Below are 21651 nucleotides of genomic sequence, written 5' to 3'. Positions count from 1 at the left end.
AGACATGAGCAGCCAGCGTGAGGCCATGCAGGAGAAGGTCGTCAACGGCAAGGGCTTCATCGCCGCCCTGGACCAGAGCGGTGGGAGCACCCCGAAGGCGCTGCGCGACTACGGCATCGAGGAGTCGCGTTACTCGAACGACGCCGAGATGTTCGACCTCATGCACGCGATGCGCACGCGCATCATCAAGTCCCCCGCGTTCACCGGCGACAAGGTGCTGGGCGCGATCCTGTTCGAGATGACGATGGACCGGCAGATCGACGGCCGGGACACCGCCGAGTACCTCTGGAACGAGCGCGGCGTCGTTCCCTTCCTCAAGGTCGACAAGGGCCTCGAGGAGACCGCCAACGGCGTCCAGCTGATGAAGCCGATCCCGGGCCTCGACGAGCTCCTCGCCCGCGCCGTCGCGAAGGGCGTCTACGGCACGAAGATGCGCTCGGTCATCCACGAGGCGAACCCCGACGGCATCGCGGCGATCGTCGAGCAGCAGTTCGAGATCGGCGCGCAGATCGCCGCCGCCGGCCTCGTGCCGATCCTGGAGCCCGAGGTCTCGATCAAGAGCCCGACCAAGCAGGAGGCCGAGGTCCTGCTCCGCGAGCACATCCAGAAGCAGGCCGAGCAGCTCTCCGCCGACACCCCGATCATGCTCAAGCTGACGATCCCGACCGAGGCGGGCTACTACAGCCCGCTCGTCGCGGAGCCGCACGTCCAGCGCGTCGTCGCCCTCTCCGGCGGCTACTCGCGCGAGGAGGCCTGCGCGTTGCTCAAGCAGAACCCGGGCGTCATCGCGAGCTTCTCCCGCGCGCTGGTCGAGGGTGTCTCCGACCGCCAGACCGACGACGAGTTCAACGCCACCCTCGCCTCCGCGATCGACGCGATCTACGAGGCCTCGGTCGACTAGCCCGATCGGGTCGCTGCCGGTTTCGGGCGGTTCGCTCGAACAGCGCAGTGTGCGCAGCGTCGCACTGATCTCCCCCTACCGTCGAGCCTGAGGGGCGGTTCGGGGGGCAGGTCTCGGTGATGAAGCGTCAGTTCAGTGCGCCGCTGGTCGTTCTGATGATGGCTGCGGGTGTGGCCGCGCTTCCGGGCGCGGCCGCGTCGGCCCGCGAACTGCCCCGCGAGTGCACCACCAGCGGGCTCGATGTGCTGTGCGTGTTCGCCAGGCCGAGCGAGAAGCCGATCCGCTTCGTCGTGCCGGCGGGCGTCAGTTCGATCGACGCCTACGTGCAGGGCGCGGCCGGCGGCGACGGGCCGCCGGACACGAGCTTCGGTGGTCGTGGCGGCACCGCGCACGCGGTGCTGCTCGTCGAACCGGGGGAGGTCTGGGACCTGCGGGTCGGCGGTCGTGGCGGCAACGCCACGGCGATCGGGGGTCGGCCCGCGCACGGCGGCATCAACGGCGGCGGCGCCGCCGGTACTCCGGGGGCCGGGGGCGGCGGGGGCCGCACCGAGATCCACCTGCGGGAGGGCGGCGTCAGTCCCGACCCGCTGACCACGGACCCGTTGATCGCCGCCGGCGGTGGCGGTGGCGGCGGGGCCGCGCCCGACCGGCGCAGCAACGGCGGGGTGGGCGGCGGCTCGATCGGCACGGCCGGTCTCGGGGGCAGCGCGGCCGGGGCGGGGTCCGGCGCGACCGAGACGCGGGGCGGCGCCGGGGCGGCCGAGGCGAAGGCCGGAACCCGGGGCCTCGGCGGCACCGGGGCCGGTGCCGGCGGGGGCGGCGGCTACTACGGCGGCGGTGGGGCGGCCCGCGCGCTCACGTCCGGGCTGACCACCCGGGCCGGGGGTGGCGGGGGCGGCAGTGGCTTCGGCCGGCCCGGCACGACCTTCGGCATCGCGCCCGCCCAGGCGGACGGGATCATCCAGCTGCGCTTCACTCAGCTCCTGCAGGGCGTCGACATCACGCGCGTGTGCGCGCCCGACGGCCCCGTGCCGGACGGCTGGGTGCTCAGAGAGGGGACGGACGGGGACGACGTGCTCGTCGGCTCCGCCGCGAACGACCTGATCCGCGGGCGGCTCGGCAACGACCGCATCTCCGGGCGCGGCGGCCACGACATCCTCTGCGGCGACGCGGGCCACGACATCCTGCGCGGCGGCGACGGCAACGACCTGCTGATCGGCGGCCGCGGCCGGGACCGGCTCGACGGTGGCGCCGGCGAGGACCGGGGCATCGACGTCGACTCCACCACCTGGCGTGGGGGCATCGAGACGCGCAGCTGACCCCCGGGCTTGGTCAACTTCTGGACCGGTGGAACGCGGTTCTACAATCCGACGTTGAAGCCCCGTTCAGGAAATCGTGAATCAAGCTCACAGCGCTGGTGACGCGAACGCGCGGGCTGGAACGATGCACGGTGCGACGAGTGTGACACCAGGGACACCTCGGGCAGACGCGCGGAGGACTCCGGGATGGACGGCGACATGGCGGGCGGCTCCGTCGGCACTGCCAGCGGGGCCAGCGGTGCGGGCAAGCTCGCGCGCTTCCCGTGCGGGCCGAAGACCAAGTACGTGGTCATCCTCTTCTGGGTGATCTTCGCCGCCTGCATGGGTCCGCTCGCCGGCAAGCTCGGCGACGTCCAGGAGAACGACGCGGTCAACTGGCTGCCGGGCAGCGCGGAGTCCACGCAGGTCTACAAGGCCATGGAGGGCTTCAACAACCCGAACGAGGCCATGGCGGTCGTCGTCTACGAGCGGCGCGAGGGCCTCACCGACGCCGACCGTGAGCGCGCGCGCAACGACGTCGCGTCCTTTGCCGAGATCGAGGGCGTCGAGGCCGAGGTCCAGGGCCCGTTCGAGTCGGCCGACGGCCAGGCCCTGCAGATGCTCGTCCCGTACGACATGGGCGAGAAGGGCGACGGCTGGAAGAAGCTGCCCGGCTTCGTCGAGGAGATCAAGTCCTTCGACCAGCCCGGTGACGGCCTGCTCGTCCACGTCACCGGCCCCGCCGGGTTCAACGGCGACTTCGCCGATGCGTTCGAGGGCACCGAGGGCGCCGTGCTGCTCGCGGCGATGTGCGTCGTCATCGTCATCCTGCTGATCACGTACCGGAGCCCGGTCCTCTGGCTGCTGCCGGTGCTGTCGGCGCTGGCTGCGCTCTCGGTCGCGCTCGGCATGATCTACCTGCTCGCCGACGGCGGCGCGATCACCGTGACGGCGCAGGCTCAGATCATCGCGGCGATCCTGGTCTTCGGCGCCGGGACCGACTACGCCCTGCTGCTCGTCGCCCGCTACCGCGAGGAGCTGCGGCGCCACGAGGACCGGCACGAGGCGATGGCGTTCGCACTGCACCGGGCGGGCCCGGCGGTCTTCGCCAGCGGCGTCACCGTCATCCTCGGCATGCTCTGCCTGTCCTTCGCGGACATGAACTCCACGTCGAGCATGGGCCCGGTGCTGGCGATCAGCATCGGCGTCGGACTCTGCGTGATGATGACGCTGCTTCCGGCGTTCCTGGTCCTCGGCGGCCGGTGGATGTTCTGGCCCACGCACCCGAACTTCGGCACCGAGGACCCGTCCGAGCGCGGTGTCTGGGCGAAGGTCGCGAACGTCGTCGCCACCAAGCCGCGCCCGATCTGGATCGGCACCTCGCTCGCGCTGGGCGCGCTCGCGCTCGGCGTCACGCAGCTCTCGGCCAGCGGCCTCGCGTTCGAGGACAGCTTCACCAAGACCCAGGACTCGGTCGTCGGCGCCCGCGCCCTGCAGGCGCACTTCCCGGCCGGCAGCGGTGACCCCGTCATCGTCATGGGCAACGGCGGCAAGAGCCAGGAGATGGCCGACGTCCTCGGGGGCGTCCCCGGCATCGTCGAGGGCTCGGTCGTCCAGGCCCCGGTCCAGAACGGCCTCGCCTACATCGAGGCGACGCTCGAGGACCCGCCGGACAGCAAGGCCGCCAAGCGCACCATCGAACGCGTCCGCGACGCGGTCCACCAGGTCGACGAGGGCAACGCGCACGTCGGTGGCAGCACCGCGGTCGCACTCGACACCCAGGACGCGTCGAGCCGCGACAACAAGGTGGTCATCCCGATCACCCTCGCCGTGGTCTTCCTGATCCTGATCGGGCTGCTGCGGTCGCTGCTCGCGCCGATCCTCCTGCTGGCGACGGTCGTCCTGTCCTTCGCCGCGGCGTTCGGCCTGAGCTCGCTGGTCTTCACCGGGCCGCTGAACTACGCGGGTGCCGACGCGGGTCTGCCGCTGATGGCGTTCGTGTTCCTCGTCGCGCTCGGCATCGACTACAACATCTTCCTGATGACGCGCGTCCAGGAGGAGGCGCGGCAGCACGGCACCCGCAGGGGCGCGATCATCGGCCTCACCGCCACCGGCGGCGTCATCACCTCGGCGGGCCTGGTCCTCGCCGGCACCTTCGCGGTGATGTGCGCGATCCCGATGGTGTTCATGGTCGAGATCGGGTTCGTGGTCGCGGTCGGCGTCATCATCGACACCTTCATCGTCCGCTCGGTCCTGGTGACCGCGCTCGCCCTCGACTTCGACCGCCACATCTGGTGGCCGAACAAGATGGGCAAGGCCGACTACGTCCCGACCGCGCGGCGTTCGCCGGAGGACGGCGCTCCCGTCGGTGCTCCCGCCGGTGCCCCCGCCGGTGCCCCGGTGCCGGCGCTGGTCGGCATCGCCGCCGCCGCTGCGGCCGCGGCGGCTGCCACCCCGGCCGCCCTGACCGAGGTCACGACGCCGGACACGCCGGCCGAGGCCGTCACGCCCCCGCCCGTGGTCCCGGTCAGCGCGCCGGCCGCCGGGAGCGGGGCCGTGCCGTCGCCCTCGTCCGGCCGCAACGGCACAATGGGCCGCGTGACGACGCACGAGAACCTGCTCGCGGGGCCCCCGGCCACGCTGCTGCCCGAACTGCCCGAGGCTCGCGACCTGATGGACAGCGGCACCGACGCCACTGAGGTGGCCGCCCAGTTCCCGGACTACTCGCGGGCCTGGGCGACGCTGGCCGACGCGGCGTACACGCGGGGCTCGGTCGTCGAGTCCTACGCGTACGCGCGCACCGGCTACCACCGCGGCCTCGACGCGCTGCGGCGCAACGGCTGGCGCGGCCACGGGCCGGTGCCGTGGGAGCACGAGCCCAACCAGGGCTTCCTGCGCTCGCTGCACGCGCTCGGCCGGGCCGCGGCCGCGATCGGTGAGGAGGCGGAGGCGCAGCGCTGCTTCTCCTTCCTGGCCGAGAGCAGCCAGGCCGCGGCGGACGCTCTCGCAGCGCCTCGAAGCTAGGTCATTGCGTCCGGCCAACGGTGGCCACGAGCCCTCACTTGGCCGGACGCATCGGGTTCGCACTAGCCTGGGGCGCTGTTCGCCGGCAGTCCGTCCGGCAGGTAAACGACATCGGAGAGGCGCGACCGCATGCCCGTCATCGTGCTCGTCGGCGCCCAGTGGGGCGACGAGGGCAAGGGCAAGGCCACCGACCTGTTGGGCGCGGCCGGCTCCGACCCCGTCGACTACGTCGTCCGCTACCAGGGCGGCAACAACGCCGGCCACACCGTCGTCATCGGTGACCAGAGCTACGCGCTGCACCTGCTGCCGTCGGGAATCCTGACGCCGGGCTGCACGCCGGTCATCGCCAACGGCGTCGTCATCGACCCGGGCGTCCTGCTGCACGAGATCGCGGGGCTGCAGGAGCGCGGCGTCGACACCTCGAAGCTGCTGATCTCGGGCAACGCGCACCTGATCACGCCGTACCACACGACGCTCGACAAGACGCGTGAGCGCTTCCTCGGCAAGAACAAGATCGGCACCACCGGCCGCGGCATCGGGCCGACCTACGCCGACAAGGTCAACCGCATCGGCGTCCGGGTGCAGGACCTGTTCGACGAGAAGATCCTGCGGCAGAAGGTCGAGGCCGCGCTCGTCGACAAGAACCACCTGCTGGTGAAGATCTACAACCGGCGTGCGCTCACCGTCGACGAGGTGATCGAGGAGTTCCTGCCGTTCGCGGACGCCCTGCGCCCGTACGTCGCGGACACCTCGCTGGTGCTCAACCGCGCGCTCGACGAGGGCAAGCTGATCTGCCTCGAGGGCTCGCAGGGCACGCTGCTCGACGTCGACCACGGCACGTATCCGTTCGTCACGTCGTCGAACCCGACCGCGGGTGGGGCGTGCACCGGCTCGGGCATCGGCCCGACGCGGATCGACCGCGTCTGCGGGATCCTCAAGGCCTACACGACCCGCGTCGGCTCCGGGCCCTTCCCGACCGAGCTGTTCGACGAAAGCGGCGAGTTCCTCCGCCGCGTCGGTGGGGAGGTCGGCGTCACGACCGGTCGCGCCCGCCGTTGCGGCTGGTTCGACGCCGTCATCGCCCGGTACGCGACCCGGGTCAACGGCCTGACCGACTTCTTCCTCACCAAGCTCGACGTCCTCACCGGGCTCGAGCGGATCCCGGTCTGCGTCGCCTACGACGTCGACGGCGTCCGTCACGACGAGATGCCGATGAGCCAGACCGACTTCTTCCACGCGAAGCCGATCTACGAGGAGTTCCCCGGCTGGACCGAGGACATCACCGGCGCCCGGTCGCTGGCGGACCTCCCCAAGAACGCCCAGGCCTACGTCGCCGCGCTCGAGGAGATGTCGAACGCCCCGATCTCCGCCATCGGCGTCGGCCCGGGTCGCGACCAGACGATCGAGATCCGTTCGTTGGTGAAGTAGCGCGCGGGTTAGGCTCGCCGACCGTGAAGGTTCTGGTGATCGGCGGCGGTGGCCGCGAGCACGCGCTCTGTCTGGCCCTGTCGAACGACCCGTCGGTCACCGCGGTGCACTGCGCACCCGGGAACGCGGGCATCGCGGATCTCGCGACGCTCCACCCGGTGGCGGCGACCGACCCCGCGGCGGTCGCGGACCTCGCCGACTCCCTCGACGCCGACCTCGTCGTCGTCGGGCCGGAGGGTCCGCTGGTCGCCGGTGTCGCGGACGCGGTGCGCGCCCGGGGGATCGCCTGCTTCGGACCGTCCGCCGCGGCGGCGGTGCTCGAGGGCTCGAAGGCCTTCGCCAAGGACGTGATGGCCGCGGCCGGGGTGCCGACCGCGATGGCGCGCGTCTGCGACGACCTCGACCAGGTCGCGGCCGCGCTCGACGCGTTCGGTGCGCCCTACGTCGTCAAGGACGACGGCCTCGCCGCCGGCAAGGGCGTCGTGGTCACCTCCGACCGCGAGGCGGCGCTGGCTCACGCGAAGGCGTGTGCGGGCCGGGTCGTCGTCGAGGAGTTCCTCGACGGGCCGGAGGTCTCCCTCTTCGCTCTGACGGATGGTCAGACCGTTCGCCCGCTGCAGCCCGCGCAGGACTTCAAGCGCGTCGGCGACGGCGACTCCGGGCCGAACACCGGCGGCATGGGCGCGTACTCGCCGCTGCGGTGGGCCCCGGCCGGCCTCGTCGAACAGGTGACGGAGCGCGTCCTGCAGCCGACCGTCGACGAGATGCGGCGGCGCGGGACGCCGTTCGCAGGTCTGCTCTACGCCGGTCTCGCGCTGACCTCGCGCGGGCTGCGCGTCGTCGAGTTCAACGCGCGCTTCGGCGACCCGGAGACACAGGTCGTCCTCGCGCTGCTGCGCAACCCGCTCGGCGCGCTGCTGCTCGCCGCGGCGACCGGGGAGCTCGACCAGGCCGAGCCGCTGACCTGGCACTCCGGCTCCGCGGTGACCGTCGTCGTCGCGTCCCACAACTACCCGGGCACCCCGCGCACCGGCGACCCGATCACCGGCCTCGACGCGGCCAATGCGCTGGAGGGTGTGCACGTGATCCACGCGGGCACCGCCCGCAACGACGCCGGAGAGGTCGTCAGCGCCGGCGGCCGCGTCCTGTGCGTCACCGCGACCGGGACGGACCTCGCCGAGGCCCGCTCCCGCGCCTACGCCGGCGTTGCCGCGGTCACCCTCGACGGCTCCCACCACCGCACCGACATCGCCCTCGCCGCCGAGCGCGGCGAGATCACCGTCCCCGGCTGATTTCGGGGTACGGGGGGCCGTACGGGAGGATGGCCCGGTGATTGAGCGGTACACCCTGCCCGAGATGGGCCGCGTCTGGAGCGAGGCGCACAAGTACGAGCTGTGGTGCCACGTGGAGACGTTGGTGCTGGAGGCGCACGCGGCGGCGGGCGTCGTGCCGGCCGACGTCGTCGAGCCGGTGCGCAACGCGCCCCCGCCGACCCCCGAGGCCGTGAAGGCGATCGAGGACGTCACGCAGCACGACGTCATCGCGTTCCTCTCGGCGTGGGCGGACAACACCACGCCCCGCGAGGCCGCGGCCTACGTGCACTTCGGCATGACGTCCTCCGACCTGCTCGACACCGCCCTCGGGCTGCAGCTGGTCGAGGCGACGGACATCCTGCTGGAGAAGGCGGACACCCTCGTCGCGACGCTGCGCGACCACGCGCTCGCGCACCGCGAGACCCTGCGCGTCGGCCGCACCCACGGCATCCACGGCGAGCCGGACGTCTGGGGCCACCGCGTCGCGGACTTCGCCTTCGGCATGGCCCGCTCCCGCGACCGCCTGCGCCGCGCCCGCGAGTCCGTCGCCGTCATGGCGATCTCGGGCGCCGTCGGGACGTACTCGAACATCGACCCCGCCGTCGAGACCCACGTCGCCGCCGCGCTCGGGCTGCGCCCGGCCGACGTCTCGACGCAGGTCGTGCTGCGTGACGGCATCTCCGAGTGGGTGTCGGCGCTCGCGATTCTGGCGACGGTCTGCGAGGCGATCGCCCTCGAGGTCCGGCACGGCCAGCGCACCGAGGTCCGCGAGACCTGGGAGCCCTTCGGCAAGGGCCAGAAGGGCTCGTCGGCCATGCCGCACAAGAAGAACCCGATCCTCTCCGAGCGCATCTGCGGCATGGCCCGCATCGTGCGGGCGCAGATCGTGCCGGTCATGGAGGGCATCCCGCTCTGGCACGAGCGCGACATCTCGCACTCGTCGGTGGAGCGCATCGCCCTGCCCGACGCCGCGGCCGCGACGGACTACCTGCTGCACCTGACGAACCGCCTGGTCTCGGGCCTGGTCGTCGACGCCGAGCGCATGCGCGCGAACCTCGACCTCACCGGCGGCCTGATCTACAGCTCGACGGTCCTGCTCGAGGTCGTCGAGATGGGCGCCTCCCGCGAGGACGCCTACGCCCTCGTCCAGGGCGCGGCGATGCAGACCTGGCAGGAGGGCATCCCGTTCCGGGAGACCCTGCGCGCCCGCGCCGCCGACGCCGGCATCACCCTCGACGAGGCGCGCCTCGACGAGGTCTGCCGTCCCGAGCGGTTCGTCGCCCGCCTCGCGCCGATGTTCGAGCGCCTGGAGAAGCTCGCCTGACCCCCGGCATTGGAGATGACATCTCCAGTGCATCCGGCCCACGGCACTGGAGATGACATCTCCAGTGCAGGTGGTGGTGCCGGTCAGCCCAGGGAGATCCCCGGCAGGCCGAGCAGGCCCGCACCGGGGTTGATGTTCAGCTTCGTGACGCCGAGGTTGAGCGAGAGGCCGTCGTCCTCGGTCTCGTCCTCGACCACGGGCCGGACCGGGTCGGACTTCACGTCCGAGACCTCGACGGTGGTGACGCGCTCGGTCCGGACGACGGACCGGGCCTCGGTACGGGCCTTGGGCCTCGGGGTCGGGCGGACGTCCTCGCGGCCCGACGAGCCCTCGCCGGAGGAGGGGCCGTCGTCGGAGATCGGGTTCGTCGGCGCGACCGGGATCGCGGTGAACGTCGACGGGGTCGCGACCTCGCGCTTGGCGGTGTCCTCGTCGGCGAAGGCGAGGGTGCCCAGCAGGCCGGCGGTGATCAGGGCGATCGCGGAGATCGCGACGGCGACGGGGCGCGCGGCGTCCCGCATCAGCCCGGCGAAACCGCCGGCGCGGGCGATCCCGGCGCCCTCACGGTCCAGGTACGCCTCCGCGGCCGACCCGAGCACGACGGTGGCGACGAGCAGCGCGAGGTCGGACTCGACCGCGATCACGGCGGGAGCGACGCCGGCGCACAGGTCGCAGCCGTCGAGGTGCTCGGAAACCTTGGTGTGGTCCTCGGCGGAGAGGGTGTTGCGGGCGTAGCCGCCGAGGCGGTTGGTCGTCCAGCGGCAGTCGGGGCTGCTGATCGCGGCCCGGTGCTCCAGCAACTGGGCGGCGCGCAGGGTGTCGCGGGCGGCGAAGCTGAGCTCGGCGACGCCGGTCGCGTCCAGGCCCAGCAGCTTGCCGGTCTCCAGCAGCGGTTCGCCCTCGACCTCGGTGTGCCAGAGGGCGGCCTGGGCCTCCTCGGACAGGCCGGCGAAGGCCTTCGCGGTCGTGGCGACGCACGCGGCCGGGAACGGCCCGGTCTCGCCCTCGACGCCCTTGCGGCGGCCGCGGCGCATCCCGCCCTGCTCGCGCCGCACGGCGTCGAGCAGGTGGGCGCGGAACGCGGTCGTGGGACCGGAGCCGGTCAGCAGGTCGGCGCGGGTGGCGGTGATGGCGGCGTCGACGAGGTGGTCCGAGCCGTGCGAGGTACGACGGACGAAGCGGAGCGCAGCCTCACGGTGACGGTCCGTGAGCGAGTCGAAAGCGTCGATGTCGCCGCGGCGCGCGGCCGCAATCAGCGCGGTGTCCGTCGGCACACGAGTGCCCTGACCACCCGTTCTGGACGTCGTCATTCCCCCACCCGCCCACACATCGCAGGCTCCCCCGAGCCCTCAGATCCGGCGACCGCACCCCCGCGCGATGGCCTTCGAGATAACTGAGAGTAGGCACGCCCCCCGCGCGCCGTCCGGCGATTTCGCCAACTGTTGCGCTCGCGACCGGGTGAACTCCAGCGCCGTCGGCCGGTATGTGCCGCAGCGCCCGATTCGTAGTCCGTCGGACGGCCCAGCGCCCGCCCTCGTCACCAAAGGGTGACACCCTTTTTTCACCGGCGGCGTCAGGCTTTCTGCGCGAAGGCCCAGGCGTCGGCGGCCATCGCGGTGATGTCGCGGACCGGGGTCCACTCCAGCAGCTCGCGGGCGCGGGCGTTGGACGCGATCAGCGTCGGGGGGTCGCCGGGGCGGCGCGGGTGGTCGGCGGCCGGGATCGGGTGGCCGGTGACCGCGCGGACCGCGGCGAGGACTTCCCGGACGGTGAAGCCGGACCCGCTGCCGAGGTTGCAGATCTCGTGCCGGCCCGGGGTGATCCGGGTCAGGGCGCGGACGTGGGCGTCGGCGAGGTCGGTGACGTGGATGTAGTCGCGGACGCACGTCCCGTCCCGGGTCGGATAGTCCGAGCCGAACAGCTTGGCCTCCGGGTTCTCGCCGGTCGCGACCTTGAGCAGGTTCGGGATCAGGTGTGTCTCGGGGTCGTGCCGCTCGCCGAGCGGGACCGCGCCGCCGAGGTGGGCGCCCGCGACGTTGAAGTACCGCAGGCTGAAGGCCCCGAGTTCGTGGGCGGCGCACTCGGCCGCGATCGCCATGTCGACGGTGAGCTTGGTCATGCCGTACGGGTTCGTGGGCCGGGGCGGGGTGTCCTCGGTGATGGGCATCGTGTCCGGCTCGCCGTAGGTCGCCGCGGTGGAGGAGAAGACCAGGCGCCGCACCCCGGCGCCGCGCATCGCGTCCAGCAGCGCCAGCGACCCGACGACGTTGTTCTCCCAGTACAGCTCCGGACGGGCGACCGACTCCCCGACCAGGGACTTCGCCGCGAAGTGCAGGACCGCGTCGAACGACGGGTCCAGCACGTCCGCGGCGTCGTGGACGCGGGCCCGGACGAGCTCGGCGCCGGCCGGGACGGCGTCCGCGTGGCCGGTCGAGAGGTCGTCGAGGACGACGACGTCGTGGCCGTCGGCGAGCAGCAGCGCCGTGACCACACTGCCGATGTAACCCGCGCCACCGGTGACCAGCAGCTTCACGTCGATCCCCGTTTCCGCCGGACAGGTAGCCTGACCCCATCCTTCCGCAGGACTTCATGAGGAGCGTTCGTGGCCCGCGTTGTGGTCGACGTCATGCCGAAGCCGGAGATTCTCGACCCGCAGGGCCAGGCGATCCAGAAAGCCCTGGGCCGGATGGGGTTCGAGACGGTGTCCGGCGTCCGGCAGGGCAAGCGTTTCGAGGTCGAGGTGGAGGGTGAGCTCGACGAAGCCGCCCTCGCCAAGGTCGAGCAGATGGCCGAGACCCTCCTCGCCAACACGGTGATCGAGGAGTACACGGTCCGGGTGGAGTCATGACCGCCCGCGTCGGCGTCGTCACGTTCCCCGGCTCGCTGGACGACGGGGACGCCGCGCGCGCCGTCCGCGCCGCCGGCGCCGAGCCCGTCCGGCTCTGGCACCGGGACACCGACCTGCAGGGCGTCGACGGCGTCGTGCTCCCCGGCGGGTTCTCCTACGGCGACTACCTCCGCTGCGGGGCCATCGCCCGGTTCTCGCCGGTGATGGAGTCGATCATCGCCGCGGCGAACAAGGGCCTGCCGGTTCTCGGGATCTGCAACGGCTTCCAGGTCCTCTGCGAGTCGCACCTGCTGCCGGGCGCGCTGGTCCGCAACGACAACCAGCACTTCGTCTGCCGCGACCAGTGGCTGCGTGTCGAGAACGTCGACACCCCCTGGACCCGTGATCTGAGGATGGGTCAGGAAATCCTCGTCCCGGTGAAGAACGGCGAGGGCGGCTACATCGCCGACCCCGAGACGCTCGAGTGGCTCGAGACCCTCGACCGCATCGTCTTTCGCTACATCAACGGCAACCCGAACGGCTCGCGCAACGACATCGCCGGCATCCGCAACGAAGCCGGCAACGTCGTGGGCCTGATGCCGCACCCGGAGCACGCGATCAGCACCCTGACCGGCCCGAGCGTGGACGGCCTGGTGCTGTTCACCTCGCTGCTGAACAGCCTGCTGACCCCGGCGATGTCCGGGAGCTCCGCGTGAGCCTGGACACCGTCAAGTCCGCCGAGACGACGCCCGACGTCACCCAGCCCTACGCCGACCTCGGCCTCAAGCCCGACGAGTACGCCCGGATCCGCGAGATCCTCGGCCGCCGGCCCACCAGCTGCGAGCTGGCGATGTACTCGGTGATGTGGAGCGAGCACTGCTCCTACAAGTCCTCGAAGGTGCACCTGCGCCAGTTCGGCGAGAAGGCCCCGCAGACCGACGTCCTCATGGTCGGCATGGGCGAGAACGCCGGCGTCGTCGACATCGGTGACGGCTACGCGGTCACGTTCAAGGTCGAGTCGCACAACCACCCGAGCTACGTCGAGCCCTACCAGGGCGCGGCCACCGGCATCGGCGGCATCGTGCGCGACATCCTCACGATGGGTGCCCGCCCGGTCGCGGTCATGGACCCGCTGCGCTTCGGCCCGCTCGACGCCGAGGACACCCGCCGCGTCCTGCCCGGCGTCGTCGCCGGCATCGGTGGTTACGGCAACTGCCTCGGCCTGCCGAACATCGGCGGCGAGGTCGTCTTCGACCCGACCTATCTCGGCAACCCGCTCGTGAACGCCCTCTGCGTGGGCGTGATGAAGCACGACGACATCAAGCTCGCCAAGGCCTCCGGCCCCGGCAACCAGGTCATCCTGTTCGGCGCCCGCACCGGCGGCGACGGCATCGGCGGGGTCTCCGTGCTCGCGTCCGAGACCTTCGACGCCGAGGGTCCGAGCAAGCGCCCGAGCGTCCAGGTCGGCGACCCGTTCGCCGAGAAGGTGCTCATCGAGTGCTGTCTGGAGATCTTCGCCGCGGACCTCGTCGTCGGCATCCAGGACCTCGGCGGCGCCGGGCTGTCCTGCGCGACGACCGAACTCTCCTCGGCCGGCGCCGGCGGCATGCACGTCGTGCTCGACCGTGTCCCGCTGCGTGACTCGACGCTCGCTCCGGAGGAGATCCTCATGAGCGAGTCGCAGGAGCGCATGTGCGCGATCGTCGAGCCGAGCAAGGTCGACGCGTTCCTCGAGATCTGCTCGAAGTGGGACGTCGAGGCCGTCGTGATCGGCGAGGTCAACGACTCCGGCCGGCTCACCGTCGAGTGGCGCGGCGAGACCGTCGTCGACGTCCCGCCGCGGACGGTCGCGCACGAGGGCCCGGTCTACGAGCGCCCCTACGAGCGTCCGGCGGACCAGGACGCGCTGCAGGCTGACACGGCGTCACGTCTGCCGCGCCCCGCGACCGCGGCCGAGCTGCGCGCGACGATTTTGCGCCTGGCCGGTTCGCCGAACCTCTGTGACAAGAGCTGGATCACCTCGCAGTACGACCGCTACGTCCTCGGCAACACCGTGCTCGCGATGCCCGACGACGCCGGTGTCGTGCGCGTCGACGAGGAGTCCGGTCTCGGCGTCGCCGTCTCCACCGACTGCAACGGCCGGTTCGCGCGGCTCGACCCGTACGCGGGTGCGCAGCTGGCGCTGGCCGAGGCGTACCGCAACGTCGCCGCCAAGGGCGCACGGCCGCTCGCGGTCACCGACTGCCTGAACTTCGGCTCGCCCGAGGACCCGGGCGTCATGTGGCAGTTCGCCGAGGCCGTCCGCGGCCTGGCCGACGGCTGTCTCGAGCTCGAGGTCCCGGTCACCGGCGGCAACGTCTCCTTCTACAACCAGACCGGCGAGACCGCGATCCTCCCGACGCCGGTCGTCGGCGTGCTCGGCGTGCTGCCCGACGTCCGCACCCGCGTGCCGATGGGCTTCGTGAACGACGGCGACACGATCCTGCTGCTGGGCGACACCCGCGAGGAGCTCGACGGGTCGGAGTGGGCGCACGTCGTCCACGGGCACCTCGGCGGCACGCCGCCGATGGTCGACCTCGAGGCCGAGCGCTCCCTCGCCGCCGTGCTCGTGGAGGGCGCCGAGCAGGGCGTGTTCTCCTCCGCCCACGACCTCTCCGAGGGCGGGCTCGCCCAGGGTCTCGTCGAGTGCTGCCTGGCCAACGGAATCGGCGCCCGCGTCGAGCTCCCGACCGGCCTGGACGCGTTCGTCGCGCTGTTCAGCGAGTCCGCCGCCCGCGCGATCGTCTCCGTGCCCGCCCAGCACCGCTACGCGGTCGAGGCGTTCGCCGAGATGCACGGCGTCACGGTGGCGGAGATCGGCACGGTCGGCGGTGGCTCGCTGCGGATCAACGCGGACATCGAGATCTCGCTGTCCGACCTGCGCGAGGCCCACACCGCGACGCTCCCGGCCGCCCTGGCCTGAGCTCCGCCCGTCATGCCTCCGCGTCGACGCGTGGACCCGGCCGAGGGCCGGGCCGCCCTCGCCGCGTGGGCGGCCGACCCCGACGGCGTCACGCGCGAGGTCGTCACGACCGCGGTCCGGCACACCCTGGCCGAGCTCGCCGAGCGGCACCCCGGTTCCGCGGTCGAGGTGCGCGTCCCCCCGGTCGGGGCGGTCCAGTGCGTCCCCGGCGTCCGGCACCGTCGCGGCACCCCGCCCAACGTGGTCGAGACCGACCCCGCGACCTGGCTCGCCCTGGTCACCAAGCGGCTCACCTGGGACGCCGCGGTCGACTCCGGCGCCCTCTACGCGAGCGGCGACCGCGCCGACATCTCCGCCCTGCTCTGACCCTCCCCGCCCCCGGCAGTGGAGATGTCATCTCCACGGGATCGGGCCCTTCTCGGTGGAGATGTCATCTCCAGTGGGTGGGGGTCAGCGGGTCGGGAGGGAGCAGTCGAGGGCGAAGGTGATCTTCGTGGTCTTCGCCGGCTCGACGGTGGTGAGGAGGGTCTCCGGGGCGCGGTAGCTGTACTTGCCGCGGCGGACGGTGGCGCCGTTGGAGGAGCAGTTGTCCGGGACCGCGTAGCCCTGGATCCCGACGTAGTACTGGCCGGGGCGGACCAGGAAGCCCTTGCACTTGTTCGTCAGCGTCGCGGTGCGGAGGTCGGGGCCGTCGGCGAAGACGCCGAGCGGGCCGCCGCCGGTGACGCAGAGCTTGATGCGGCCGCGGCTGTCGGCGGCCGCCGGGTCGGCGAGACCCGCGAGCAGGGTCGCGCCGACGACGGTGACGAGCAGAGGGGTGCGCATGGCCGTAGTGCAACGGCCGACACGAAACGCAGTCAATGGGATGCACCCGGTTGCCGTGGGAGGCTCCGCGGCATGCATCCGGAGTTTCGGTCCGCCGCCGCGGCGGAGGGGCTGCGGCACGAGCAGGTGCGCTACGGCCGCCACCGTGACCACGTCGTCGAGGTGCTCGCACCCCCGGACGCGGGCGGCCGCCCGCTGGTCGTGGTGATCCACGGCGGGTTCTGGCGCGAGCAGTACGACCGCGGCCACACGGCCCCGCAGTGCGCCGCTCTGGCCGGGCACGGCTACGTCGTCGCCGCGATCGAGTACCGCCGCGTCGGCGGGGGCGGCGGCTACCCGGAGACGCTGCTCGACGTCGCCGCCGCGCTCGACGTCCTGCCCGAGCTGCTGACCGAGCTGGAGCCCGGCCTGGTCGACGCGGAGCGCGTCGTGCTGATGGGCCACTCCGCCGGCGGGCACCTCGCCCTGTGGGCCGCGAGCCGGCACCGCCTGCCCGCGGAGGCACCCGGGCACCGCGCGACCCCGCCGCCGATCCGCGGGGTCCTCTGCCTCGCCGGCGTCGCGCACCTGGAGTGGGCCGTCGCCGCCGGGCTCGGGGACGGCGCCGTCGAGGCGTTCCTCGGCGCCGCGCCCGAGGACGACCCGGACGGCCGCTACGCCGTCGCCGACCCGGCGCGGCTGGTGCCGACCGGCGTCCCGACGATCTGCCTGCACGGCGGGCTGGACGAGCACGTGCCCGTGGACTGCGGCGCGGTGTACGCCGCGGCGGCTCGCGAGGCCGGCGACGCGACCGAGTTGCGGGTGCTCGAGTGGGAGGACCACTTCACGCTCGTGACGCCCGGATCGTCGGCCTGGCCGCACGTGCTGCAAGCCACGTCCGACCTGGTGGGTGCGGGCACCTAGAATCGAGTACGTGCCCCGAGGCGACGGCAAGCTCTCGACCGATCTTGACCCCTTCGAAAAAGGCCCGCAGGACGCGTGCGGTGTCTTCGGAGTCTGGGCCCCCGGCGAAGAGGTGGCGAAGCTCACCTACTTCGGTCTCTACGCCCTCCAGCACCGCGGCCAGGAGTCGGCCGGCATTGCGGTGGGCGACGGACAGTCGGTGGTCGTCTACAAGGACATGGGCCTCGTGCCCCAGGTCTTCGACGAGTCGACGCTCAACTCGCTGATCGGCCACATCGCGATCGGCCACACGCGTTACTCCACGACCGGCTCGCCGACGTGGGAGAACGCCCAGCCGACGTTCCGTTCGACGCCGACGGGCTCGGCCGCCGTCGCGCACAACGGCAACCTCACCAACACCGGTGACCTCGCCGAGCTGGTCGCGAACCAGTGCAACCTCGACCGCGAGCGCGTCCGCCGCCAGGGCGGTCAGGCGGCGTCGTCGGACACCGACCTCGTCACCGAGCTCCTCGCCTCGCACCCGAGCCGGTCGCTCGAGGCCGCGGCCATGGACCTGCTGCCGCAGCTGCGCGGCGCGTTCTCGTTCGTGTTCATGGACGAGTCGACGCTCTACGCCGCCCGCGACCCGCAGGGCATCCGCCCGCTGGTGCTCGGCCGCCTCGAGCGGGGCTGGGTCGTCGCGTCCGAGACCGCCGCGCTGGACATCGTCGGCGCCGCGCGGGTCCGCGAGATCGAGCCGGGCGAGCTGATCGCGATCGACGAGGCCGGCCTGCGCAGCCAGCACTTCGCCCAGGCCGACCCCAAGGGCTGCGTCTTCGAGTACGTCTACCTGGCCCGTCCCGACACCGAGATCGCGGGCCGCAACGTCAACGCCTCGCGCCTGGAGATGGGTCGCCAGCTGGCCCGGGAGGCCCCCGTCGAGGCCGACCTGGTCATCGCGACGCCCGAGTCCGGCACCCCCGCCGCGATCGGCTTCGCGCAGGAGAGCGGCATCCCCTACGGCCAGGGGCTCGTGAAGAACTCCTACGTGGGGCGCACGTTCATCCAGCCCTCGCAGACGATCCGTCAGCTGGGTATCCGGCTCAAGCTCAACCCGCTGCGCGAGGTCATCGAGGGCAAGCGCCTCGTTGTCGTCGACGACTCGATCGTGCGCGGCAACACCCAGCGCGCGCTCGTGCGGATGCTCCGCGAGGCCGGCGCCCGCGAGGTGCACATCCGCATCTCGTCCCCGCCGGTGAAGTGGCCGTGCTTCTACGGCATCGACTTCGCCACCCGCGCGGAGCTGATCGCCAACGGCCTCTCGACCGAGGAGATCTGCGCCTCGGTCGGCGCCGACTCGCTCGCCTACATCTCCCTCGACGGGCTCTACGCCGCGACCACCATCGCGCCGGAGCGCCTGTGCTCGGCCTGCTTCACCGGTCAGTACCCGGTCGAGCTGCCGGATCCCGAACTGCTCGGCAAGCACGTGCTGGAGACGGCCACCCCGGCCATCCAGACGCCGACGCACAGCATCACGACGACGTCCAACCCGTGAGCGAGGCACCCGTGAGCGAGCGGACCGGGGGCGCCACGTACGCGGCGGCCGGTGTCGACATCGAGGCCGGCGACCGCGCGGTCGAGCTGATGAAGGCCTCCGTGGCCCGCGCCGGCCGGCCCGAGGTCTTCGGCGGGCTCGGCGGGTTCGCCGGCCTGTTTCGGGCCGACGCGCTCAAGAACATGACCGCGCCGCTGCTCGCCAGCGCCACCGACGGCGTCGGCACGAAGGTCGCGATCGCGCAGCGGATGGACGTCCACGACACCGTGGGCATCGACCTGGTCGCGATGGTCATGGACGACCTCGTCGTCTGCGGCGCCGAGCCGCTGTTCATGACCGACTACATCGCCTGCGGCAAGGTCGTCCCGGAGCGGATCGCCGCGATCGTCTCCGGCATCGCCGAGGGCTGCCGCCGCGCCGGCTGCGCGCTGGTCGGCGGCGAGACCGCGGAGCACCCCGGCCTGCTCGGGCCCGACGAGTACGACATCGCCGGCGCCGGCACGGGCGTCGTCGACGAGCCGGACCTGATCGGTGCCGACCGCGTCCGCGCCGGGGACGTCGTCATCGCCATGGCCGCGTCGGGCCTGCACTCCAACGGGTACTCGCTCGCCCGCCACGTCTTTTTCGCGACCGCCGGCTGGGACGTCCACCGCGACGTCCCGGAGCTCGGCCGGACGCTCGGCGAGGAGCTGCTCGAGCCGACCCGGATCTACTCGCTCGACTGCCTGGACCTGCTCCGCGGCTCCGCCGCGGGCCCGAAGCTCGAGGTCCACGCGCTGTGCCACGTCACCGGCGGCGGGCTCGCGGCGAACCTGGAGCGGGTGCTCCCGGCGAGCGTCGACGCCGCGCTCGACCGCACGACCTGGACCCCGCCGGCGATCTTCGCCCTGATCGGCGAGCTCGGCGGCGTCGCCCAGCTCGAGCTGGAGCGCACGCTGAACATGGGCGTCGGCATGGTCGCCGTCGTCGCGCCGACGGACGCCGACGCCGTGCTCGCCCGCCTGGCGGCGCGCGGGCTCCCGGCGTGGGTGCTCGGCGAGATCACGCCCGGGACCGGTCGGGCGACCCTGCACGGGTCGCACGGGCCCTAGGACGGTCCGCGGGGGACCGGGACAGACCCGGGGACGGACCTAGCGGTCGTCGTCCTCGTCCGGGTCGACGTACGCGGCGTAGGGGTCGTCCTCGTCGTCCGCGACGGCGTCGTTCTCCTGGGCGTTGCCGCTGCCCACGAGTTCGGCACGCAGCCGCTCGAGGTCCGTCCCGCCGGTGCTGTACTTCAGCTCGCGGGCGACCTTCGTCTGCTTGGCCTTGGCTCGGCCGCGCCCCATGGCTCGACCCCCTCTGTGCAGGGGCTAAGGCCCCGTGCGGCGCGTCAGTTCTTGGCTCGATTCCGGTGCCCACGGTACCTGGTGGAACCGCCGCGCGACACGGCGACCCGGTCACGTCCCCGGAAGCAGGATCCCCCGCAGGCGTCCGACGGAGCGCATCCGCGCCTCGGCCAGGCGGTCCGCGGCCACCGCAGGCGGCACACCCTCGGCCTCGGCCAGGGCGAACACGCGCTTCGTGGTGTCGTAGATCGCACCGGCGCGGGCCTTCGCGCGCTCGAAGTTGAAGCCGTCGAGCTCGTCCGCGACCTGGATGACGCCCCCGGCGTTGACCAGGTAGTCCGGGGCGTAGAGCACCCCGCGGTCCTGCAGGGCCTTCTCGACGCCGGGGTGCGCGAGCTGGTTGTTGGCCCCGCCGCAGACGACGCGGGCGCTCAGGGCCGGGACGGTCTCGTCGTTCAGCGCCCCGCCGAGGGCGCAGGGGGCGTAGACGTCCAGGTCGGAGCGGATGAGCGTGTCGGTGTCGGCGACGATCCGGACCTCCGGGTGGTCGGCCTGGACGCGGGCCAGCGCCGCGCCGGACACGTCCGTGACCAGGATGTCCGCGCCCTCGGCCGCCAGGTGGTCGACCAGGTGCCGGCCGACCTTGCCGACGCCGGCGACGCCGACGCGCCGGCCGCCGAGGCTCGGGTCGCCCCACGCGTGCTCCGCGCAGGCGCGCATGGCCTGGTAGACGCCCCAGGCGGTCAGGATCGAGGAGTCGCCGGCGCCGCCGTGCTCGGGGGAGCGGCCGGTCGCGAAGCGACACTCCCGGGCGACCAGGTCCATGTCCGGCGGGTAGGTGCCGACGTCGCAGGCGGTGACGTACCGCCCGCCGAGGGAGGCCACGAAACGCCCGTACGCGCGGAGCAGGGCCTCGGACTTGTCCCGGGTCGGGTCGCCGAGGATGACGGCCTTGCCGCCGCCGTGGTCGAGGCCGGCCAGCGCGTTCTTGTAGGCCATCGCCCGGGACAGGTTCAGCACGTCCGCCAGCGCGGCCTCGGTGCTCGGGTACGGGAAGAACCGCGTCCCGCCGAGGGCGGGCCCCAGTGAGGTGGAGTAGATCGCGACAATCGCGGCCAGCCCGCTGTCCGGGTCCTGGCAGAAAACGACCTGCTCGTGCCCGGTGTCCGGATGTCCGAGCCCGCTGAACAACCCCGTGCCCAATCCCGAGCTCGGAGTTTCCTTCACGGCCGGAACCTTCCTCTGAGGCGCCTTTGCGCCGTTCAGGGTACGGCCGGAGCGGTGAATGCGGCGGCCGGTTTCCCCACCTCGGGCGCGGCGATTTGGACGGCTTCTTCAGTCCCTGCCCGCGTTGTCTCCACCGGATGGCGCAAAAGAAATAATTGACCATTCGTTGGTGAGTGGTCCCGACTACGGCCATGCTGGTTGACCAGCGACATACCAAAGGTAATCTCTGATCAGGCACATCAGCGCGCAGGCCGGGTCCTACCGGATAGGGCTGCAGAAGGCGTGCCGACGATCGGAAAAAGGCATCGTCCGTTCGGTTGACCTGGTCCCTGGCCGGTCGGCTTGCTCCAAAATGATCCGGTAGGACCATTACGGACATCCGGCCCCTAGGGCACCATCGTTGTACGAGACGGCACCAAGGCCGCTCGACTAGGAGGAGCCCGCCATGAACGCACGTACCCCGGAGACCGAGGCCCTGCTCACGCCGGCTGAGGTGGCCACCATGTTCCGCGTCGACCCGAAGACGGTCACGCGTTGGGCCAAGGCCGGCAAGCTCACCTCGATCCGCACGCTCGGCGGGCACCGCCGGTACCGCGAGTCCGAGGTTCGCCAGCTGCTGCAGGGGACCATTCCCCAGCAGTCCAGCCGCCTGGACAACTGAGCACCACCGACGCGCCGCGGCGTGCGGTGTTGGTCCCTCCCCGACACCGCTCCGCCGCAGACCACCGGTAGTCGCCGCCGCGACTCCGAGGTCGAC

The 21651-nt window shown here is 72.3% G+C and carries 19 protein-coding genes and 1 pseudogene; 15 read left to right on the top strand and 5 right to left on the bottom strand.

The window, feature by feature from the left end; genetic code table 11:
• Positions 1-4: 4 nt before the first annotated feature.
• From ABD401_RS21355 to purB, 7 genes and pseudogenes are all read left to right on the top strand, one after another.
• Complete coding sequence (locus tag ABD401_RS21355) at positions 5-901, top strand: fructose bisphosphate aldolase (protein WP_344608550.1); 897 nt, start codon at positions 5-7, stop codon at positions 899-901.
• 119 nt (positions 902-1020) lie between these two features.
• A complete protein-coding gene (locus ABD401_RS21350; protein WP_344608548.1) occupies positions 1021-2220 on the top strand; it encodes a calcium-binding protein in 1200 nt (399 codons plus the stop codon).
• A gap of 198 nt (positions 2221-2418) precedes the next feature.
• Positions 2419-4575 (top strand): annotated as a pseudogene (locus tag ABD401_RS21345) (MMPL family transporter); the annotation flags it as partial.
• 213 nt (positions 4576-4788) lie between these two features.
• A complete protein-coding gene (locus ABD401_RS25130; protein WP_425566221.1) occupies positions 4789-5223 on the top strand; it encodes a DUF3151 domain-containing protein in 435 nt (144 codons plus the stop codon).
• A gap of 129 nt (positions 5224-5352) precedes the next feature.
• Entirely contained in the window at positions 5353-6651 is a 1299-nt protein-coding gene (locus ABD401_RS21340; protein ID WP_344608544.1) for an adenylosuccinate synthase, read from the top strand.
• Positions 6652-6674: 23 nt separating this feature from the next.
• On the top strand, positions 6675-7943 hold the full coding sequence (purD, locus tag ABD401_RS21335; RefSeq protein WP_344608542.1) for a phosphoribosylamine--glycine ligase: 1269 nt from the start codon (positions 6675-6677) through the stop codon (positions 7941-7943).
• 37 nt (positions 7944-7980) lie between these two features.
• Positions 7981-9288 carry an adenylosuccinate lyase gene (purB, locus tag ABD401_RS21330; protein WP_344608540.1) on the top strand — a complete coding sequence of 436 codons (1308 nt, stop codon included), beginning with the start codon at positions 7981-7983 and terminating at the stop codon, positions 9286-9288.
• Positions 9289-9371: 83 nt separating this feature from the next.
• Here purB and ABD401_RS21325 read toward each other — a convergent pair whose 3' ends face one another.
• Positions 9372-10598 (bottom strand): zf-HC2 domain-containing protein, encoded by a 1227-nt coding sequence (locus ABD401_RS21325; RefSeq protein WP_344608539.1) that lies wholly within the window; start codon positions 10596-10598, stop codon positions 9372-9374.
• A 263-nt stretch (positions 10599-10861) separates the two neighbouring features.
• Positions 10862-11821, bottom strand: a complete 960-nt coding sequence (gene galE, locus ABD401_RS21320) for a UDP-glucose 4-epimerase GalE (protein ID WP_344608537.1) — start codon at positions 11819-11821, stop codon at positions 10862-10864.
• A 69-nt stretch (positions 11822-11890) separates the two neighbouring features.
• On the opposite strand from galE, the gene purS reads away from it, so the two are divergent.
• The 4 genes from purS to ABD401_RS21300 are packed head-to-tail and all read left to right on the top strand — an operon-like array spanning position 11891 to position 15443.
• Entirely contained in the window at positions 11891-12136 is a 246-nt protein-coding gene (purS, locus tag ABD401_RS21315; RefSeq protein WP_344608535.1) for a phosphoribosylformylglycinamidine synthase subunit PurS, read from the top strand.
• Entirely contained in the window at positions 12133-12831 is a 699-nt protein-coding gene (gene purQ, locus ABD401_RS21310; protein ID WP_344608533.1) for a phosphoribosylformylglycinamidine synthase subunit PurQ, read from the top strand. Before purS ends, purQ begins: the two co-directional genes overlap by 4 nt.
• Complete coding sequence (gene purL / locus ABD401_RS21305; protein ID WP_344608531.1) at positions 12828-15077, top strand: phosphoribosylformylglycinamidine synthase subunit PurL; 2250 nt, start codon at positions 12828-12830, stop codon at positions 15075-15077. The genes purQ and purL overlap by 4 nt, the downstream gene beginning before the upstream one ends.
• A 12-nt stretch (positions 15078-15089) precedes the next feature.
• Entirely contained in the window at positions 15090-15443 is a 354-nt protein-coding gene (locus ABD401_RS21300) for a sterol carrier family protein (RefSeq protein WP_344608529.1), read from the top strand.
• Positions 15444-15527: 84 nt separating this feature from the next.
• Here ABD401_RS21300 and ABD401_RS21295 read toward each other — a convergent pair whose 3' ends face one another.
• Positions 15528-15902, bottom strand: coding sequence for a hypothetical protein (locus ABD401_RS21295; protein WP_344608527.1), 375 nt, complete (start codon positions 15900-15902; stop codon positions 15528-15530).
• 72 nt (positions 15903-15974) lie between these two features.
• Between ABD401_RS21295 and ABD401_RS21290 the strand changes: the two genes are divergently transcribed.
• Genes ABD401_RS21290 through purM form a run of 3 tightly spaced genes read left to right on the top strand, consistent with a single transcriptional unit; the run spans position 15975 to position 19430 of the window.
• On the top strand, positions 15975-16805 hold the full coding sequence (locus tag ABD401_RS21290) for an alpha/beta hydrolase family protein (protein ID WP_344608525.1): 831 nt from the start codon (positions 15975-15977) through the stop codon (positions 16803-16805).
• Between the two features lie 10 nt (positions 16806-16815).
• A complete protein-coding gene (gene purF, locus ABD401_RS21285; RefSeq protein ID WP_344608523.1) occupies positions 16816-18339 on the top strand; it encodes an amidophosphoribosyltransferase in 1524 nt (507 codons plus the stop codon).
• A gap of 11 nt (positions 18340-18350) precedes the next feature.
• Positions 18351-19430, top strand: a complete 1080-nt coding sequence (purM, locus tag ABD401_RS21280; protein ID WP_344608521.1) for a phosphoribosylformylglycinamidine cyclo-ligase — start codon at positions 18351-18353, stop codon at positions 19428-19430.
• A 39-nt stretch (positions 19431-19469) separates the two neighbouring features.
• Here the strand turns inward: purM and ABD401_RS21275 are convergent, their stop codons facing one another.
• Both ABD401_RS21275 and ABD401_RS21270 read right to left on the bottom strand, forming a co-directional pair.
• Positions 19470-19667 carry a DUF3073 domain-containing protein gene (locus ABD401_RS21275; RefSeq protein WP_344608519.1) on the bottom strand — a complete coding sequence of 66 codons (198 nt, stop codon included), beginning with the start codon at positions 19665-19667 and terminating at the stop codon, positions 19470-19472.
• A 111-nt stretch (positions 19668-19778) separates the two neighbouring features.
• Complete coding sequence (locus tag ABD401_RS21270) at positions 19779-20858, bottom strand: Leu/Phe/Val dehydrogenase (protein ID WP_344608594.1); 1080 nt, start codon at positions 20856-20858, stop codon at positions 19779-19781.
• A gap of 481 nt (positions 20859-21339) precedes the next feature.
• Between ABD401_RS21270 and bldC the strand changes: the two genes are divergently transcribed.
• On the top strand, positions 21340-21555 hold the full coding sequence (bldC, locus tag ABD401_RS21265) for a developmental transcriptional regulator BldC (protein ID WP_019874186.1): 216 nt from the start codon (positions 21340-21342) through the stop codon (positions 21553-21555).
• The last annotated feature ends 96 nt before the right edge of the window (positions 21556-21651 follow it).

The organism is Sporichthya brevicatena, assembly GCF_039525035.1.
GTDB lineage: Bacteria > Actinomycetota > Actinomycetes > Sporichthyales > Sporichthyaceae > Sporichthya > Sporichthya brevicatena.
This window is presented reverse-complemented; position numbering and strand designations above follow the sequence as displayed.

Excerpts from the sequence above, each read along its gene's own strand:
- ABD401_RS21355 (WP_344608550.1), top strand. The coding sequence starts at position 5 with ATGAGCAGCCAGCGTGAGGCCATGCAGGAGAAGGTCGTCAACGGCAAG.
- ABD401_RS21350 (WP_344608548.1), top strand. The coding sequence starts at position 1,021 with ATGAAGCGTCAGTTCAGTGCGCCGCTGGTCGTTCTGATGATGGCTGCG.
- ABD401_RS25130 (WP_425566221.1), top strand. The coding sequence starts at position 4,789 with ATGGGCCGCGTGACGACGCACGAGAACCTGCTCGCGGGGCCCCCGGCC.
- ABD401_RS21340 (WP_344608544.1), top strand. The coding sequence starts at position 5,353 with ATGCCCGTCATCGTGCTCGTCGGCGCCCAGTGGGGCGACGAGGGCAAG.
- ABD401_RS21325 (WP_344608539.1), bottom strand. The coding sequence starts at position 10,598 with ATGACGACGTCCAGAACGGGTGGTCAGGGCACTCGTGTGCCGACGGAC.
- purQ (WP_344608533.1), top strand. The coding sequence starts at position 12,133 with ATGACCGCCCGCGTCGGCGTCGTCACGTTCCCCGGCTCGCTGGACGAC.
- ABD401_RS21300 (WP_344608529.1), top strand. The coding sequence starts at position 15,090 with ATGCCTCCGCGTCGACGCGTGGACCCGGCCGAGGGCCGGGCCGCCCTC.
- ABD401_RS21295 (WP_344608527.1), bottom strand. The coding sequence starts at position 15,902 with ATGCGCACCCCTCTGCTCGTCACCGTCGTCGGCGCGACCCTGCTCGCG.
- ABD401_RS21290 (WP_344608525.1), top strand. The coding sequence starts at position 15,975 with ATGCATCCGGAGTTTCGGTCCGCCGCCGCGGCGGAGGGGCTGCGGCAC.
- ABD401_RS21275 (WP_344608519.1), bottom strand. The coding sequence starts at position 19,667 with ATGGGGCGCGGCCGAGCCAAGGCCAAGCAGACGAAGGTCGCCCGCGAG.
- bldC (WP_019874186.1), top strand. The coding sequence starts at position 21,340 with ATGAACGCACGTACCCCGGAGACCGAGGCCCTGCTCACGCCGGCTGAG.